Annotated in this window: 17 protein-coding genes; 1 reads left to right on the forward strand and 16 read right to left on the reverse strand. The window is 47.5% G+C overall.

All coding sequences use genetic code 11. The annotated features are described in order from the left end of the window. Positions 1-22: 22 nt before the first annotated feature. The 11 genes from AY633_RS05880 to AY633_RS05930 form a co-directional block, all read right to left on the reverse strand. Entirely contained in the window at positions 23-580 is a 558-nt protein-coding gene (locus AY633_RS05880) for a sulfurtransferase TusA family protein (protein ID WP_068487354.1), read from the reverse strand. 43 nt (positions 581-623) lie between these two features. Further along, complete coding sequence (locus AY633_RS05885; RefSeq protein WP_068487356.1) at positions 624-920, reverse strand: rhodanese-like domain-containing protein; 297 nt, start codon at positions 918-920, stop codon at positions 624-626. 18 nt (positions 921-938) lie between these two features. Beyond that, positions 939-1,304 carry a rhodanese-like domain-containing protein gene (locus tag AY633_RS05890; RefSeq protein WP_068487358.1) on the reverse strand — a complete coding sequence of 122 codons (366 nt, stop codon included), beginning with the start codon at positions 1,302-1,304 and terminating at the stop codon, positions 939-941. A 27-nt stretch (positions 1,305-1,331) separates the two neighbouring features. Then, positions 1,332-1,811 carry a DsrE/DsrF/DrsH-like family protein gene (locus tag AY633_RS05895; protein ID WP_068487360.1) on the reverse strand — a complete coding sequence of 160 codons (480 nt, stop codon included), beginning with the start codon at positions 1,809-1,811 and terminating at the stop codon, positions 1,332-1,334. 153 nt (positions 1,812-1,964) lie between these two features. Continuing rightward, positions 1,965-2,225, reverse strand: coding sequence for a metal-sensitive transcriptional regulator (locus AY633_RS05900; protein WP_068464762.1), 261 nt, complete (start codon positions 2,223-2,225; stop codon positions 1,965-1,967). A gap of 172 nt (positions 2,226-2,397) precedes the next feature. Next, the gene (locus AY633_RS05905) at positions 2,398-3,516 is read right to left on the reverse strand and encodes an MBL fold metallo-hydrolase (RefSeq protein ID WP_068487362.1); all 1,119 of its coding nucleotides are present in this window, start codon (positions 3,514-3,516) and stop codon (positions 2,398-2,400) included. A 31-nt stretch (positions 3,517-3,547) separates the two neighbouring features. Next, positions 3,548-3,934, reverse strand: a complete 387-nt coding sequence (locus tag AY633_RS05910) for a DUF302 domain-containing protein (RefSeq protein ID WP_068487364.1) — start codon at positions 3,932-3,934, stop codon at positions 3,548-3,550. A 138-nt stretch (positions 3,935-4,072) separates the two neighbouring features. Beyond that, entirely contained in the window at positions 4,073-5,452 is a 1,380-nt protein-coding gene (locus AY633_RS05915) for an SLC13 family permease (RefSeq protein ID WP_068487366.1), read from the reverse strand. A gap of 12 nt (positions 5,453-5,464) precedes the next feature. Further along, entirely contained in the window at positions 5,465-6,967 is a 1,503-nt protein-coding gene (locus AY633_RS05920; protein ID WP_068487367.1) for a tripartite tricarboxylate transporter permease, read from the reverse strand. A 15-nt stretch (positions 6,968-6,982) separates the two neighbouring features. After that, positions 6,983-7,441 carry a tripartite tricarboxylate transporter TctB family protein gene (locus AY633_RS05925; protein ID WP_068487368.1) on the reverse strand — a complete coding sequence of 153 codons (459 nt, stop codon included), beginning with the start codon at positions 7,439-7,441 and terminating at the stop codon, positions 6,983-6,985. Between the two features lie 115 nt (positions 7,442-7,556). Further along, positions 7,557-8,564, reverse strand: a complete 1,008-nt coding sequence (locus tag AY633_RS05930; RefSeq protein WP_068487371.1) for a tripartite tricarboxylate transporter substrate binding protein — start codon at positions 8,562-8,564, stop codon at positions 7,557-7,559. A gap of 224 nt (positions 8,565-8,788) precedes the next feature. On the opposite strand from AY633_RS05930, the gene AY633_RS05935 reads away from it, so the two are divergent. Further along, positions 8,789-9,001 carry a hypothetical protein gene (locus AY633_RS05935; RefSeq protein WP_068487374.1) on the forward strand — a complete coding sequence of 71 codons (213 nt, stop codon included), beginning with the start codon at positions 8,789-8,791 and terminating at the stop codon, positions 8,999-9,001. Between the two features lie 121 nt (positions 9,002-9,122). Here the strand turns inward: AY633_RS05935 and AY633_RS05940 are convergent, their stop codons facing one another. The 5 genes from AY633_RS05940 to AY633_RS05960 form a co-directional block, all read right to left on the reverse strand. Next, positions 9,123-9,791, reverse strand: a complete 669-nt coding sequence (locus AY633_RS05940; protein WP_068487376.1) for a response regulator — start codon at positions 9,789-9,791, stop codon at positions 9,123-9,125. Beyond that, positions 9,791-11,383 carry an ATP-binding protein gene (locus tag AY633_RS05945; protein ID WP_068487379.1) on the reverse strand — a complete coding sequence of 531 codons (1,593 nt, stop codon included), beginning with the start codon at positions 11,381-11,383 and terminating at the stop codon, positions 9,791-9,793. Before AY633_RS05945 ends, AY633_RS05940 begins: the two co-directional genes overlap by 1 nt. Before the next feature lie 149 nt (positions 11,384-11,532). Then, positions 11,533-11,979, reverse strand: a complete 447-nt coding sequence (locus AY633_RS05950; RefSeq protein ID WP_068487381.1) for an OsmC family protein — start codon at positions 11,977-11,979, stop codon at positions 11,533-11,535. A gap of 17 nt (positions 11,980-11,996) precedes the next feature. After that, on the reverse strand, positions 11,997-12,935 hold the full coding sequence (locus AY633_RS05955; protein ID WP_082799188.1) for a carbohydrate kinase family protein: 939 nt from the start codon (positions 12,933-12,935) through the stop codon (positions 11,997-11,999). 186 nt (positions 12,936-13,121) lie between these two features. Then, on the reverse strand, positions 13,122-13,949 hold the full coding sequence (locus AY633_RS05960) for a MetQ/NlpA family ABC transporter substrate-binding protein (protein ID WP_068487383.1): 828 nt from the start codon (positions 13,947-13,949) through the stop codon (positions 13,122-13,124).

A 13,949-nucleotide genomic window follows, 5' to 3' on the forward strand; every position in this document is an offset into this window, starting at 1 on the left:
TTGGCGCCAAGGACTGGCCCGATTACTCGGTTTTGCCAGTCCAATCACGCATGCCAGGTACTACGTTATACAGATTTTTAAATCCTTTTTTCGCCATCATGTCTCCCGCTGTTGCACTTCTGCGGCCAGAATAGCAGATGATGTAGATTTCTTTATCTTTCTCCAATTCGTTCATGCGGGCTTCCACTTCACCGAGCGGGATGTGTTTAACGCCAGGAATATGCGCTTCATCGTATTCCTCTTGCTCACGGACGTCCAGGATGTTCAACGAATCCCCATTTTCCACACGCGCTTGGAACTCTGCCAGCGAAACTTCAGGAATCTCGATCGTCTCGCTCACTTCATTTACACCGTCTTTGCGCAAATAATGAAGCAAAACGTCTCCTTCTGTTTCTGTGCCGATGTATTCGTGGCCTGAGCTTTTCGCCCATGCTTGTAAATCGGCTGTAGAGCCTTTATCGGTCGCCTGGATTTCCAGCACATCGCCGGAAGCCAGGTCTTTCATAGCTTTTTTCGTTTTAACGATCGGCATTGGGCATGCAAGCCCTTTAGCATCCAATACTTTATCTGTTTGAACCATTAATCTTTTCCTCCTTTAATGAGACCGTGCCTGTAGCCGGATATTACTCGGTGTCGCCTTCCCAGTTCATCATGCCGCCGTCCATATTGATGACGTTATAGCCGCGGTCTTCAAGAAAACGTGTTGCTTGCCCACTGCGGTTGCCCGAACGGCAAACCATGATGTGCTCTTTTGATTTATCGATATCTTGCAAACGGAATTCCAACAAACCTAATGGGATGTGCTCAGCTCCAGGAATTTTTCCTGCAGCGACTTCTTCTGTCTCGCGTACATCGATGAGTGACGCCTCAGGGTTGTTTTTGATGTATTCCTGAACTTCTTGTGTAGTCATGCTTTTCATGTTAAATTCCTCCTCCAATTATGCGCGGTAGCTATTCATGCCGCCTCTGATATTCACTATATGGGTAAACCCGTTTTTCTTCAATAATTGGCTCGCTCTGCTGCTGCGCATGCCGCTTTGGCAGATGACCAATGTTTCTTTATCCTTCGACAGCTCATTCACACGCTTCGGCAACTCATTTAATGGAATGTTCTTGAAGCCTTTAATGTGGTTTGCTTTAAACTCTACCGGCGTCCGGACATCAATATACTGCTTATCTTTCTTGCCGAGTACAGGTTTCAATTCATCAGTGGACATTGTCTTAATTCCTTTAGTTGGTGCAGTAAAACGGGAGATTGCGATATAAGCAAGAATCCCGATTGCGATCCAGAGCAACCATTCCATATACTTCATCCTTTCCACTTTGGGGAGTTAGATAAACAAGTTCACATTGCCGTCTTCTGCATCGCCAAGATAGGCTGCGACACCAGCATATTCAATTTCATCCAATAGCTCTTCTTTTTGCAAACCGAGAAGGTCCATGGTCATTGTGCAGGCAACCAATTTAATATCTTGCTCTTGTGCCATGTCGATCAAGTCCGGCAAAGGCATAGCGTTGTGTTTTTTCATCACTTTTTTAATCAGTTTCGGCCCCATGCCTCCGAATTGCATATTGGAAAGCCCTAATTTGTCCGCTCCACGCGGCATCATTTTTGAGAACATCGCTTCAAGGCGCCCTTTTTTGACTGTTGGCGGATTTTCTTTGCGAAGTGCGTTCAATCCCCAGAATGTGTGGAAAATGGTGACTTCGTGATCGTAAGCTGCTGCGCCGTTTGCGATGATGTAAGCGGCCATTGCTTTGTCGTAATCTCCGCTAAAAAGTACGATGGTGGTTTTCTTTTGTTCTGCCATGCTGTAAATTCCTCCAATAATTACCCCTATGGGTATAATTTTCTCCAAAAAAAAGAACGTTTTATAGTGACGCCGCACTCTTTCTAATACCCTATAGGGTATATTACAGCATCTATTCTATCAAGTCAACAGCTAAAGTTTTTTTATTCTGCTTTAACGGCTCTTCACGAGAAGCTCGACTGCTTCTTTGACGACGTCTTCCGTGCTTTCGCCTTTTTCTAAACTATCGCGTACACAAGTCTGCAGGTTTTCACTGACAATGACGCCGATCGTCCGGTCTACTGCACTTCTCACTGCTGACAGCTGAGTCACTACATCACGGCACTCGCCGTCTGCTTCAACCATTTTGATGACTCCGCGTAATTGGCCTTCGATGCGCTTGAGGCGGTTTTCAATCTTTTTATCGTATTCCATCAGACAAGCCTCCTGTTCAAAATATAAAATGAAGTTGTTATGTTCTACAATATACCCCTTAGGGTATGATGTCAAACGAAAAACTCACTAGCTTTTTTCGCTTTACTTGAGGGTATTTTATCATGAAAAGCCCCTGCCAATATAGCAGGGACTCTTGTATAGCCAGCATTGCTTAGACCGCGCAGTTGTTCGGGCCGGTTTCCATTTCCTTTTGTTCGTCTTCGGATGGAGTGACTTTCCCCATATTGGTCTTGCGGATATCTTCATAAGCATTTGGCTGCTCTTTTAAGTTTTCCGTCACGCGCTTAATAAAGCTCTCTTCTCCGTCAATATTCAAGCCATCATTTTGATCATACAAATCACTGAGTTTTTTATGGACACTGCCGTCTTCGTTCATTTCTTCAATATCGCCGTAATGGGCGGGCAAGACAATCAACTCTTTCGACAAATGGCCATAGCGCTCATGGAGTGTTTCGTACAGGTCTTGCGCCCAATCTCTCGCTTTTCCTGCGAGGTCCGGCCGGCCGATGGATTCGATGAATAGGATATCGCCTGTAAGCAAATACTCATCATCGACAATAAAAGAAGTACTGCCGATCGTATGGCCCGGCGAGTAGAACGCTTTGATCTTAGCGTTTCCTATTTCTACAGTTGTTCCGTCTTTAGCAGGTTCATAATCGAATACTACTTCGTCTGCATCTTCCGGCGGCAAGTGGTATTGTGCGTCAACTTTTTCAGCCAACTTTTTGCCTCCAGAAATATGGTCGGCATGCAGATGGGTATCCAGTACATGAGTAATTTTCAGTGAATGCTCTTTTGCGAAGCTTTCGTACGGCTCGGTCATACGTGCCGCATCGACTACCGCTGCTTCGCCATTCGATTCGATCAAGTAAGACAAGCAGCCTTTACCAACGCGGACAAATTGGTAAATCGCTCCGCCGCTCTTCAAGTCACCGATTTTCACTGGTTCCAATTGCTCGCTCCAGGAAGCCATTCCGCCTTCAATCGAAATGACGTTTTTAAACCCTTGATCTTGCAAGTACCCTGCCGCTTTCTTCGAGGTATTGCCTTTCGCACACATCGTATAGAGCGGCTTTTCCTTCGGCAGCTTATTGATTTCTTCGCTACTTTCTTCTATTTTATTGAACGGAATATTATGAAGCTCAACATGGCTGCCTTCTACATGCCAATTCTCCACATCTTCTTTGCTGCGGACATCGAGAATGGCAACGGGTTCGTTGTTCATCACTTTTTCGGCGATTTTTTTAGCAGATGTAAATTGGACTGTCATACAGAAATCCCTCCATCGGCATTTTCAAAATTTATACAGTCTGGTCAATGCATTTGATTAAGCGGTTTTCGATATCAGTAGCCACTTCAGTCAATTTCCCGCCATCTTCAGCCATACCAATCAGCGAGGTCGGCTTCGGCATGCCAATCTTCGTTTCTTCCCCTTCTTTATAAACAACGATTTTACATGGCAAGAAATAACCGACCATCAAGTTTTCAGAGAGTACCGTATTCGCTTCTTTCGGGTTGCAGACTTCTAGAATCTTGTACGCCGTATCGAAGTCTTGGCCTTTTTCCTGAAGTTTTGCTGTCAAATCGAAGTTCCACAAGACACCGAACTGCTCTTCTTTCAAGTTTTCCTCGAGTGATGCCACTGCTTCATCCACTAATTTGCTAGTCGTCACGGTATAATCAAACATTTTTTCTGCCTCCTCTATTTTAAATTGCTTCTAGAATTACCCTACCCCCTATTTTTCCACCTAAACATAAGGGCTCTTTGCAGACAAAAAGCCCTCCTTCTTGTGAAGGGTGGCTTTGGCAATTACAAATAAGTTCCATCACCAGATGAAAACTGCAAAGAAGATGGCAATTACCGTGATGACAATACTTGAAAAGCTGCCAATGAGCAATTGTTCACGCTGGGAAAATGCCCCTTTTTGAAAAGCTAAGAAAGTCGTGGGGGAATGAATCGGCAAGATGGTGACGCCCCCGATGATCATGATCAATAAAAACGCCATCGGCAAAATCGGCAAGCCCAACATTTCTGCAAAACTGACGATGATCGGAAAAATGACAATCATCGATGTAGAAGGCACGACAAACAAGAAGCGTAACAGGAAAATGAGACAAGCGATAAAAATAATATTTACCCCCTGGCCCATTCCTTCTGGCAGCAATTGAATCAATTGGCTCGCCAAGACGCCTGCCGTTCCGTTTTCTTCTATTAAATACCCAAGTGAAAAGGAGGCACCGAGTAATAGGAAGGTTTCCCAATCGTAATCCCGGACGAGCCGGTCATCAACTAGTCCAAGTATCGGCAAAGCATAATAAGCTAGTAGCAGAAATGGTGCAACAATAAGTGGAATCTGTTCTTGATCGATGACGATCCAGCTGATAATCATGGCGAAAAATGGAATGATCACCCACCAGAAACGTTCCGGCAAGTGTGCAGCAGGTGCAAATTCCATCTGTTCCATTTGAGGCCCTGCGCCGCTGCGGCGTTTGAAAAAGAACCAAACCCCGAAACTGACCACTAGCAGTGCCAGCCAAAGCGCAGGCGCGATGCGAACGAACCAGCCGAGCCAGGAAATTTGGATGCCTCCGAAATCGCTCAGCAATTGAGCCGCTAAAATCGGAAATCCGCCGCCTGTGAAAACAATCATCGTCGAGTTCTGATTCATCATGCCGATGACATAAAAGCTGAACTGGCGGAACAGGCTTCTTTTGCCGAGCGCGAAACGATCATTCACTTGCTCGATGATCGGCTCAAGAATGCGGAACCTTGCGACAGCTGAAGGCAGCAGGATGGGCAAAAAGACGATCAATAACGGCAAGCCGACCAATAGCCGCTGAACCTTGCCTTTGCTCATTTTCAACAACACACCGACAAATACTTGATCGGCTTTCGCTTTCACCAATACCTTGGAAATCAAAGTCAGTGCCAGGATGAAATAAAGCGCGTCCGACAGAAAACCGGCAAAAGCCTGCTCCGGCTCTTCCGTCAGGCGGAAAAGCAGCAGCAGGCCAAGCACCAGAAGACTCGAAGCAGCTAGCGGCATGGCGCTTATCGTCCATAAACCGATGGCGATGCCAAGCAAGAGCAGCGTCAGTTTCTGGTCATCCGTATATGCATCCAACAAGCCGAACATCCATAAAAGAGCAAAACCGGCGGCCAGCAGAAAAGCAAGAATTCGCGGCACTAGCTTAGAGTTTCTCACTTTCTCCCCCCCTTAACCTTGTTTATATGCCAGCCTGTTGCTTCTCCATTTGAGGAATGCCGGAACCAATAGTGAAACGAGTGCAACCAAGAGCAGGGATAGCGGAAGCGGGCTGTCGACAAAAATGCTCAAGCTGCCATTGGAGATCGTCATGGACTGGCGGAAAGCCTGCTCCATCATGCCTCCCAGGATAAATGCCAGAATGAACGGCGGTGCGGGGAATGAAAAGATCCGCATCGCAAACCCTAATGCACCGAATACCAGCAGCATGTATAGGTCAAAGACGTTGAAGCTGATCGAATAAACGCCGATCAAACTGAACATGATGACGAGTGAAATGAGCAAAGGACGTGGAATGCTCAAGATTTTTGCCAAATATGGAATCAGCGGCAAGTTCAAGATCAACAGGAAGACGTTCCCGAGATACATGGAAGCGATAATACCCCAGAAGATTTCGGGGCGGTCGGTCATCAAGAGCGGGCCAGGCTGTACGCCGAGTACAAGGAACGCGCCTAACATGACAGCAGTCGTACCCGAGCCTGGAATCCCCAAGCTCAACAGCGGAACGAACGCACCGCTTGTTGCGGCGTTATTGGAACTTTCCGGTGCTGCGAGCCCTTTGATGGACCCTTTCCCGAACTCTTCAGGATTTTTAGCGATTCGTTTTTCAAAAATATAACTGATAAAAGAAGCGATTGTTGCCCCTGCCCCCGGCAAAACACCAAGCAAAAAACCGACAAACGACTGGCGGCTGACTGGCCCGCTCATTTCTTTCAAGTCTGCCTTGGACAGTTTCAAGCTGCCCAGTTTTTGGTCGTCGCTCAAGCTGCGGTTTTTCCGGTTCAAGATGAGCATGCAGACTTCCGCGACCGCAAAGAGGCCAAGTGCGATGATCAAAAAGTCGAATCCGTCGAACAAGTTGACGTTCCCGAATGTAAAGCGCTGTGTCCCTGTCTGCGGGTCAATGCCAATCGTCACGACCATAAAGCCTGCAACGGCTGCGATCATCGCTTTGATCGTCGAGCCTTCAGACAGACTGGAAATCGCGGTTAATCCCATGAACATTAAAGCAAAATAAGCCGGTGGCCCGAAAGAAATCGCCACGCTCGATAAAGCCGGTGCCAGCAGCATTAGCAGGACAACCGAGACGGTCCCTCCGATGAACGAAGAAATCGCCGCAATGGCCAGCGCTTTTCCGGCCTTTCCTTGTTGGGCCATTGGATAGCCGTCAAAAGCTGTAGCGACCGTTCCGGAAATTCCCGGGGCGTTCAACAGGATTGAAGAAGTCGAACCGCCGAATACTGCCCCGTAATAGACGCCCGCCATCATGACGAGTGCCGGCGCCGGGTCCATCCCGTATGTAATCGGAATCATGATCGCAATGGCACTGATCGGGCCGAGCCCTGGCATCATCCCGATCAAAGTACCGACGATGACGCCGATCAGCACGAACATAATCCCTTCTAGACTTAAGGCAACTTGAAAACCGGTCAATAAACCTTGAAATGCATCCATGTGGAAACTCCCTCCTTAAAATGGCAAGATGCCGCGCGGCAATACAATCCCCAGCGCGAAAACGAAAATAGCATACATAACAATCGGGAATAGAAGAGAGACCAATATATTTGTCTTCCATGCTCTATAACCTAAAAACCACGAACAAAAGAAAATGAACAATGAGGTCGTGATGATAAAACCGATCGCTTCAAACAACAGAATGTAGACAAAAATCATGGCGAACACTGCGGCAATGACCCCGAGTTCTTTTTTCGGAATATCGCGCTTTGCTTTTTCCGCATCCGTTTCCACTACACGGGAAAAGAACAGGAAGACCGACAGCACTAATAGCAAGATGCCCAAGCCCTTCGGAATGACATCCGCGTCGATCGGGGCATATTCGTAATTGGGCAATTGAAAACTTAAATATAAATAGACGGCCGCAACAATGAAAAGCAGCAGGCCTAACTTCCGATTTATGCTTGCAAGCAAACGAAACGCCTCCTTTTAACTGAAAAGAGAGAAACCGAATGCCAAAGATCCGGTTCCACCTATTGTTGTATTTTACTTTTGAGCTGACTGGGCAGCCGTGATTATAAATAAGCTTTTATTGACCTAATCCGATTTCCTCAAGCAAGCTTGCAATTTCCTCTTTTTCTTTTTCGAGGAACTCACTGTATTCTTCACTGCCCATGTACATTTCGTTCCAGCCATACTTCTCGCGAACTTCCGCAAATTCTTCGGATTCACTCAATTCCTGAAATTTAGCTTCATAATAATCGACCGCTGCCTCGTCCATACCTGGAGGCCCGAAGAATCCGCGCCAGTTGACGAAGCTTTCATCGATGCCCTGCTCGATCGCTGTCGGGAATTCGGAAAGCACTTCCCCTTCCATGCGTTCTTCTGCCGTCACACCGAGAACTTTGATATTGCCGGCACGTACTTGCTCGATCGTTTCGCCGACACCTGTGGAAAAGACATCTACCGAGCCATTCAGAACCGCTGTCAAAGCGCCGCCTTCTTGATCAGAAACGTATTTGATCTTGGTCGGGTCCACGCCTGCCGCTTTGGCAATGCGGACAAATTGCATATGGTCCATACTTCCCGGAGCGGATGTGCCGATGACGGTGATGCTTTCCGGATCGTCTTTCATCTGGTCGAACAAATCGTTCAAATCTTCGAACTCGCTATCTTCACGGACAGCAAATGCGCCGTAGTCGGCAATCATATTGGCAAGCGGCGTAAAGTCTTCATGGCCATGTTCTGATTGGCCATTTAGCGGCACAAACATCAAGGGCGGTGAAGCAACGAACATGCTGTGGGCGTCGCCTTCTTTTCCGTGAACGTAAGCCCAACCAATCGCTCCGCCTCCACCTTCACGGTTGATGACCGTCATATTTTCATCGATAATTTCAGTTTCGCCGAATACACGGGCAACTTCACGGGCTGTCGTATCCCAACCGCCGCCTGATCCGGCTGGTGCTACCACCTCAATTGTTTTTGATGGCTCAAAGTTTCCATCTTCTCCTGCTGTGTTTGCCGCGTCATCAGATCCACAACCGGCAAATGTTAGAGCGCTCACACTCAAAATTCCAGCAAAAATCGTTTTTCTCATTTTATTTCCCCCTCAGTTCGTATAATTTTCTTATGAGTTGAAGTATAACTATGAATTTTCAGAATGTAACCGTTTTCAAAATAAGCTGTATAAAGGATTTTTTGATCATTTCGTTCATAAAGTTCACAGAAATCTGATATTTTACTGATATTTCATTTATAGGAAGCGAAAGGGGATTGTGCTAGGCTAGAAATAGCATGAAACGAACCTTAAGGAGGCCGACAATGAAACACATCCCAGCCATAACTCCCGGCATGGCAGCCATTGCGCTCGGCATCATATTAGTTCTCAGCATTGGAAGCGCCATTGCGGCACAAAGTTATTTCAGTTATTTAGAAGTGACCGAAGCGACTGATCGCTGCTATGATTTGGGCGGATTTCCTGAAATCGAGAAAAGCAGTTGGCAAATGACCCATTTCGAATGCCACACAGACTGATTGCCAAAAATCAAACTTCAACGCAAAAAAGCAACTCCCCAATTTAGGGAAGTTGCTTTTTTTGAGCTGTCGAGAAACTCTCGAAACTCGTATTTGCCGAAGCTTATCAGTCGTTTTCACTTCATTTCACAAAGTATTTCCGTTCCGGCCTGCCGACAATGCCATAGCCAAGCTCAGCGTAGCAATCATCCGTTGACACCAAATATTCCAGGTAGCGCCTGGCGGTCGTGCGGGAAGCGCCCATCTCTTCGCCCATTTTCTCAGCCGTCACGCCTTCCTCGTATTGCTCCAATAACTTCTGCACTTTCTGCATTGTCAGCGGGTCAATGCCTTTGACTGCTGGCGCTTCTTTTTTGACTGCCTTGACGCCGAACAGTTCGTCCAAATACTGCTGGTCGATGGTTTCTTGGCTCGATAGCTTTTCCCTGTCTTTCCGGTATTTCTCGATTGTAGCAGTAAACTGACTAAGTTCGGCCGGTTTTAAGATGATGCCTTTTACGCCTTTGCGCAGTGCCGTTTCGATATACTCGCGCTCATTAGCTGCCGACACAAGGATGATGTCGGTCTCTGGGCTTTCTTTCCGTAACTCATCGATCAGTTCAATGCCAAGACCATCCGGCATGTAATTATCCAATAACACCAAATCCGGGCGCTCTTGTCTAACCGCCGCTAGTGTCTCTGCACAGTCTTTTGCTTTCGCTGCCAGTTCCACTTGTTTAATCTTCGCTAAAAACTTCTCGTGCACTTGTGCGACACGAAAATCATCTTCTGCAATCACCACCCGTAGCATTATGCCACCTCCGTCGTTTTTTTCGGGATAAAGACGCTGAATATCGTCCCGTGTTGCGGCGTTGAGTCCACTTCAATCCAGCCATCCAAGTCTTCAACTGCTTGTTTGACGATGGCTAAACCATAGCCTCTATCCGCTTTCTCTAATTTCGTGGAGAAGCCTTGCTCGAAAAACCGATCGAGATTTCTGGTTTCGATCCCACGTCCACTGTCCTGAACTTCGATAACCAAATCGTTGCCGATGTCGGTAATAAAAAAAGACACTTCTTTCCTGTCACTCGACTCAACTTCTTCAATGGCATTGTCAATTAGATTTCCGACTATGTGAATGACTTTAGAAATATCCACGTGGTCAGGTAATTTGGCGAGTGAACTGTTTTCATCCACTGATAGCTCAACTTTCGCTTCGGAAGCTTTCCCCATTTTGCCGAGCAGAATCGCTTGGACTTTTTTATCCTCGATATGGTTCAGTGTATGCTTCGTCTGCTTTTCATGATGAGAGGTCTCTTGTTGAATCAGACGAACCGCTTCCTCAGTTTCTTCCAATTGCAACAGCCCGGATATGGCATACAACTTATTCGCGTATTCATGCGTTTGCGCCCTTAGGCTTTCTGAGTATTGACGGATTTCGGATAAGGTTTCCAGTACTTCCTGCACTTCCGTTTTTTCGCGGAATGTCGAAACCGCTCCGACTATTTCTCTATCTGCCCAAATTGGCTTTTGGTTGACAATAAAAACGGTCCCGCCAATCAGGATTTCTTTATTCTTCCATGAATTCCCTGTCGTCAAGGTTTCGCCCATTCTCAGTTCCGGCAATATCTCATCGGACGGGGTGTGGAGAAAACTTTGGTCCATAGCAAGCATCTTTTCTGCGGAGCTGTTCAATTCCGTTATGAGACCATCCTTATCTATGGCGATGACCCCTTCAATAATCGACGACAGCAAAGCTTCCCGGTCTTGGTACAAGCGGGCAATTTCCCGGGGTTCAAGCCCCAGCGTGTCTTTTCTGATATTCCTCGCAAGCAAAATACTGCCCAAGACGCCGATGACGAGCGTCAATAGAGCCAGCGCCATGACGTCCATAATATTGCCGAAAATGATTGCTTCAATATCGTCAATCATATATCCTACCGAGACCACACCGATGATGCGCCCGTCTCCGTCATAGATCGGCGCTTTACCGCGCAGGCTTCTGCCGAGCGACCCGAACGCTTCAGATACATAAACCTTGCCTTCCTGGAGCGCACGTTCATTATCGCCGCCAACCATTTGTTTGCCGATCTTTTCGGAATCCGGATGCGAATACCGGATGCTCTCCCGATTGCCGATGACGATGAACTCGGCGCCCACTTGCTTGCGCAAATACTCGGCGATCGGCTGGATTTGCAACGCCGGTTCCTCGTCATCCATCGCCTCGATGATCGTCGGCATGGCTGAAATGCCGATTGCCGTTTCCTGTGCCCGTTGGCCGATGTTCTCTTTGATTTCTGCGATCTCCTGATAGCTTAAAATCCCGCCAAAGACGACTGTTGTCAAAAGCACAAGAGAAGTCGTCAGTAGAATAATTTTAGTTTGCAAGGATAATTTTTTCATGGCACCCGTCCTCTACATCGCCCATTTTTCATTAGCTGTAGTCTACCATATTCAGAAACGGACAAAAGAAAAATTATGAGAATTCTCCAAAATCATTTTATCTGCATTAAAAAACCCTGTTCTCCAAAAGGGAAAAACAGGGCTTCGCTTTATGCAATTGTAATATCGGCTTCCAGTTCAACGGCAACATTGCCTTTAATAGCGCGCGTAATCATGCAAGACGATTCCGCTTTTTCCGCGAGCTTTTGAGCAAGTTTGAGTTCCTTTTCGCCGGCTTCTGCCGATAAGACGACTTTCGGACGGTGAATGATTTTTTTATAAGTGATGACGCCATTTTCGACTTCCACGATGCCTTCCGACTCCATCGTCAGCGACGCTTTTGCCAGTTTGCTGCGCTCCATCATGGCGGCGAGCGTGATGATATAGCAGGTCGCTGCCGCACCGAGCAGCATTTCGTCCGGGTTCGTGCCGGCTCCAGGGCCGTCCATTTCAGGGGGGATCGAGATCTGTGTCTTTAAATTCCCCGTTTCGATCGTCCCGACGTCATTGCGGTTGCCGGGCCAGTCTGCTGTTAGATGAAAACTATGCATGGCCATTACTGCTCCCTCCTCTTCTATTCCCAATCTTCCATATCTTCGCTTCGGGGCATCGCCGTGATGGCTCCTGCCCGTGTTGCACAAAGCGCTCCCAGCTTATTGCCGAAGTCTGCACAAGCAACCAGTTGTTGCTGGGTTTTTGGCATGCCATTTAAATGGATATGGCGGATGATGCCTGCCATAAACGCATCCCCCGCGCCCGTCGTATCGACAGGCTGGACCGGTACAACCGGCACATGAATCGTCTCATCTTGAAAGACTGCGTGCGTGCCGTGCTCGCCATCCGTGACGAAAACGACCGGAAGCCCGTAATCCTTCAGCCGTTCAATGCCCGCTTCCATTGAATCAGCTTCCATAAGAAATAATAATTCATCCACCGTCAGTTTTAAAATATCTGCCTGCGGCAAGAATCGCAGGGCCGTCCGACGGCACAGCTCTTCACTTTCCCAGCGCAAAGGCCGAATGTTGACATCATAGGAACAAATCACGCCGTGCGACTTGGCCAATTGCAAGGCTTGTGCCGTCGTTTTACGCGCTTCCGGATGAAATAAGGTCCCTGAGCAAAAATGGAACAGGCTGGCCGATTCGAACGCTTCGCCCGCCAGTTCGTCGGCTGTTACTTGCAAATCCGGCGTCTCGTTATCATAGGATGCGAAGACGCGGTCGTTCGCTTCTGTTAAATGGATATACACTCCGCTAATACGTTTGGACGGCCGTTTAATCGAATACGTCAAATCGACACCTTCTGCCTGGAGGGCCCGGCGGAAAAATGACGAAGTTTCATCGTCACCCGTGATGGTGATAAATGCCGATGGAACCCCGAGACGGCTGACGCCAGCCGAAACGTTGACGGTAGCGCCTCCGAGATACAAATCAAACAAATCGTTATCTTTGGTCGTAGCGATATAGTCGACAAACGCGTCACCGTAAATCAGGACGTGCCTGTTAGCTTCCATAATCTTCTCCCCTTCTTCAAAGAACCTTCACTCGCTGCTTTTCTGTCAGCAGTTTGTTAAATTCACTTTCCTTATTATTTCAACAGAAAACGGGCAGGGCAAGAAAAAAGATTAAAAAGCTTTCCGGCGTGCGTTTTTTCGCGCAAAAAAGCCGGAGAAACTTGTTCCTCCGGCGGGTTTATCCTTTTATTCAGCCATCCACTCTGGCTTGCCGAAGCCGACAAACTCTTCATCGATGACCGCTTCAAATTCTTCTGACTCGACGATTTCGATTAGATCCGCTGCCAATTCGCTGTCTTCATTGTCTGCTGACACCGCTACGACATTGCGGTACTGGTCAGGCATGTTCTCAAGCGCCAACGCATCTAGCAAGTCCATGTCTGCTGCGAGTGCGAAGTTGCCAGGAACGGCGGATAAGTCTGTGCCTTCCACTGCACGCGGCAATTGCCCTGCTTCAATTGGCTGAAATACTAGGTTCTTCGGATTTTCCGTCACATCGCGCTCCGATACTTTGAGCACTTCCGCCTCAGGGTCCAGTTCAACCAAGCCCTGATCTTGCAGAATCAATAATGCCCGTGCACCGTTTACGGGATCATTCGGAATCGCGATAGTCGCGCCTTCTTGTATCCCATCTATTGAATCGAACTCATTCGAATAGAGGCCCATCGGAGCAGTCGGGACTGTGATTAATGCACTTAAATCCATGTTGTTTTCAGTTTCGAAGTTCTCTAGATAAACCGTGTGCTGAAACAAATTGGCGTCAATTTCTCCATTGTTCAATGCGTTGTTCGGCTGGATATAATCGCTGAATTCGATGGTCTCTACCGTATAGCCTTTTTCTTCAAGTGCCGGCACAATCGCTTTGTTCAGCATATCGCTGTAAGGGCCAGCTGTCGCACCTAGTTTGATATCTTTCGACGCTTCGCCGCCTTCTGTTGCTGTATCTGCTTCTTCTCCGCCACACGCCGCTAATGCTAATGCGCTCGCTGCTAAAATCCATGTAAGTTTTTTCAT

The sequence above is a fragment of the Planococcus maritimus genome, from assembly GCF_001592825.1.
Taxonomy (GTDB): domain Bacteria; phylum Bacillota; class Bacilli; order Bacillales_A; family Planococcaceae; genus Planococcus; species Planococcus maritimus_C.

Excerpts from the sequence above, each read along its gene's own strand:
- AY633_RS05945 (WP_068487379.1), bottom strand. The coding sequence starts at position 11,383 with ATGAAAAAATTATCCTTGCAAACTAAAATTATTCTACTGACGACTTCT.
- AY633_RS05890 (WP_068487358.1), bottom strand. The coding sequence starts at position 1,304 with ATGGAATGGTTGCTCTGGATCGCAATCGGGATTCTTGCTTATATCGCA.
- AY633_RS05935 (WP_068487374.1), top strand. The coding sequence starts at position 8,789 with ATGAAACACATCCCAGCCATAACTCCCGGCATGGCAGCCATTGCGCTC.
- AY633_RS05960 (WP_068487383.1), bottom strand. The coding sequence starts at position 13,949 with ATGAAAAAACTTACATGGATTTTAGCAGCGAGCGCATTAGCATTAGCG.
- AY633_RS05930 (WP_068487371.1), bottom strand. The coding sequence starts at position 8,564 with ATGAGAAAAACGATTTTTGCTGGAATTTTGAGTGTGAGCGCTCTAACA.
- AY633_RS05880 (WP_068487354.1), bottom strand. The coding sequence starts at position 580 with ATGGTTCAAACAGATAAAGTATTGGATGCTAAAGGGCTTGCATGCCCA.
- AY633_RS05950 (WP_068487381.1), bottom strand. The coding sequence starts at position 11,979 with ATGGCCATGCATAGTTTTCATCTAACAGCAGACTGGCCCGGCAACCGC.
- AY633_RS05920 (WP_068487367.1), bottom strand. The coding sequence starts at position 6,967 with ATGGATGCATTTCAAGGTTTATTGACCGGTTTTCAAGTTGCCTTAAGT.
- AY633_RS05895 (WP_068487360.1), bottom strand. The coding sequence starts at position 1,811 with ATGGCAGAACAAAAGAAAACCACCATCGTACTTTTTAGCGGAGATTAC.
- AY633_RS05910 (WP_068487364.1), bottom strand. The coding sequence starts at position 3,934 with ATGTTTGATTATACCGTGACGACTAGCAAATTAGTGGATGAAGCAGTG.
- AY633_RS05885 (WP_068487356.1), bottom strand. The coding sequence starts at position 920 with ATGAAAAGCATGACTACACAAGAAGTTCAGGAATACATCAAAAACAAC.
- AY633_RS05955 (WP_082799188.1), bottom strand. The coding sequence starts at position 12,935 with ATGGAAGCTAACAGGCACGTCCTGATTTACGGTGACGCGTTTGTCGAC.
- AY633_RS05905 (WP_068487362.1), bottom strand. The coding sequence starts at position 3,516 with ATGACAGTCCAATTTACATCTGCTAAAAAAATCGCCGAAAAAGTGATG.
- AY633_RS05940 (WP_068487376.1), bottom strand. The coding sequence starts at position 9,791 with ATGCTACGGGTGGTGATTGCAGAAGATGATTTTCGTGTCGCACAAGTG.
- AY633_RS05900 (WP_068464762.1), bottom strand. The coding sequence starts at position 2,225 with ATGGAATACGATAAAAAGATTGAAAACCGCCTCAAGCGCATCGAAGGC.